General features: G+C 68.9%; 1 protein-coding gene. It reads left to right on the top strand.

The window, feature by feature from the left end:
* Positions 1-2,530, top strand: a 2,530-nt coding sequence (locus VS93_RS26195) for a type I polyketide synthase (RefSeq protein WP_046472514.1), incomplete at both ends; no start/stop codon positions are given.

The raw sequence follows: 2,530 nt of genomic DNA, 5'->3' as shown, positions 1-2,530 counted from the left end.
GGCGGATTTGCGCCAGGTTCGCCGCCGTCTGCGTGAGGTCGAGGAGAGGGACCGGGAGCCGATCGCGATTGTGGCGATGGGGTGCCGGTATCCGGGTGGGGTGTGTTCTCCGGAGGGGTTGTGGGGGCTGGTCGCTGAGGGCAGGGACGTGGTTTCGGGGTTTCCGGCCGATCGTGGTTGGGATGTGGAGGGGTTGTTCGACCCGGACCCGGATCGCGCGGGGACGCTCTATGTGCGTGAGGGGGGCTTTCTGCACGACGCGGCGGATTTCGATGCGAAGTTCTTCGGGATCAGTCCGCGTGAGGCGTTGGCGACGGACCCGCAGCAGCGGCTGCTGCTGGAGACCTCGTGGGAGGCAATAGAACGCGCCGGTATCGATCCCACTACGCTTCGAGGCGCTCCGACCGGAGTATTCACCGGCGCAATGTACCGAGACTACGCGGCGCGTATGTCCACTGTGCCAGGAGAACTCGAAGGGCATGCCGGCAACGGCAATCGCGGAAGCGTCGTCTCCGGTCGGGTTGCCTACACCTTCGGGCTGGAGGGGCCGGCGGTGACGGTGGATACCGCGTGTTCGTCGTCGTTGGTGGCGGTGCATCTGGCGTGCCAGGCGCTGCGGCAGGGCGAGTGCACGCTGGCGCTGGCCGGGGGAGCGACGGTGATGGCCACACCCGACGTCTTCATCGAGTTTTCCCGGCAACGAGGGCTTTCGCCCGATGGGCGGTGCAAGTCGTTCTCCTCGACCGCGAACGGCATGGCCTGGGGGGAGGGCGTGGGGGTGCTGTTGCTGGAGCGGCTCTCCGAGGCGCGGCGCAACGGCCACCCGGTGTTGGCGGTCATCCGGGGCAGCGCGGTGAACCAGGACGGCGCGTCGAAGAGGTTGACGGCGCCCAGCGGACCCTCCCAGGAGCGGGTGATCGCGCAGGCGCTGGCCAGTGCGGGGTTGGGGGCTGAGGGTGTGGATGCGGTGGAGGCCCATGGCACCGGGACGCCGCTGGGGGATCCGATCGAGGCGCGAGCGCTGCTGGCCACCTATGGGCGGGGCCGGCCGCAGGACCGGCCGCTGTGGCTGGGGTCGCTGAAGTCCAACATCGGCCACGCTCAAGCCGCTGGTGGGGTGGGCGGTGTGATCAAGATGGTGCAGGCGATGCGCTATGGCCTGTTGCCCAAGACCTTGCACGTCGATGAGCCGAATCCGCGCGTGGACTGGAGCTCCGGCAGCATCCGCCTGCTGACCGAAGCGCGGGAGTGGCCGCGGACCGATCATCCACGCCGGGCCGGTGTGTCCGCTTTCGGTGGAAGCGGCACCAACACCCATCTCATCGTCGAACAGGCGCCGCCCGCCGAGGAGGAGGCGGCCATTAGCCCAGTCGAGCTTCATTCCCGGGAGGCGACCGACAGCGATGCCCGCGGCTCGGTCACTGACACGGCTCCGGTGCTGCCGTGGGTGGTATCGGGCAGGAGCGAGCAGGCGCTGCACGCACAGGCGCAGCGGCTCCGCGAGCACCTTGGCGCCTCCTCGGACAGCGATCCGGTGGATGTGGGGTGGTCGTTGGCGTCGGGGCGGGCGGCGTTGGAGCACCGGGCGGTGGTGGTGGGCCAGGACCGTCAGGAGTTGCTGGGGGGATTGGCGGCGCTGGCCGAAGGCAGGAGTGCGCCGGGAGTAGTGGCGGGCACCGTTGGGCCCGAAGGCAAGGTGGCGTTTGTGTTTTCGGGTCAGGGGGCGCAGCGGGTGGGGATGGGGCGGGGGTTGTATGCGGCTTTCCCGGTGTTCGCTGAGGCGTTTGATGCGGTGTGTGCGCAGGTGGATGGGGTGTTGGGGCGGTCGTTGAAGCAGGTGGTGTGGGCCGGGGAGGGTTCGGCTGGGGCGGGGTTGCTGGATCGCACTGAGTTTGCCCAGGTGGGGTTGTTCGCGGTTGAGGTGGCGTTGTTTCGGTTGGTGGAGTCGTGGGGGGTGTGTCCGGATTTTGTGGTGGGGCATTCGGTGGGTGAGATCGCGGCGGCGTATGTGGCGGGGGTGTTCTCGCTTGCGGATGCGTGTGCGTTGGTGGTCGCGCGGGGGCGGTTGATGCAGGGGCTGCCGGCGGGTGGGGCGATGGTGGCGGTGCAGGCCGGTGAGGACGAGGTCGCTGGGGTGTTGGCTGAGCGGGGGGAGTGGGATCGGGTTGCGATTGCGGCGGTGAATGGGCCGGCCTCGGTGGTGGTGTCGGGGGTTGAGGAGGCGGTGGCCGCGGTGGCGGCGCGGTTCGAGGTGTGGGGGCGGCGGGTTCGGTGGTTGCGGGTTAGTCATGGGTTTCATTCGCCGTTGGTGGAGCCGATGTTGGGCGAGTTCGAAGAAGTGGCCGCGGGGGTGGAGTTTCGTTCGCCGCGGGTTGCGGTGGTGTCGACGGTGAATGGGCGGCCGGTCTCACGGGAGCTGGCCTCGGCGGATTACTGGGTGCAGCAGGCGCGGTGTGCGGTGCGGTTCGCTGATGCCATCCGGTGTGTGGAGGCGGCCGGGGTGAGCACATTTGTGGAACTAGGGCCCGAT

The organism is Allosalinactinospora lopnorensis (genome assembly GCF_000981225.1).
In the GTDB taxonomy this organism is placed as follows: domain Bacteria; phylum Actinomycetota; class Actinomycetes; order Streptosporangiales; family Streptosporangiaceae; genus Allosalinactinospora; species Allosalinactinospora lopnorensis.
This window is presented reverse-complemented; position numbering and strand designations above follow the sequence as displayed.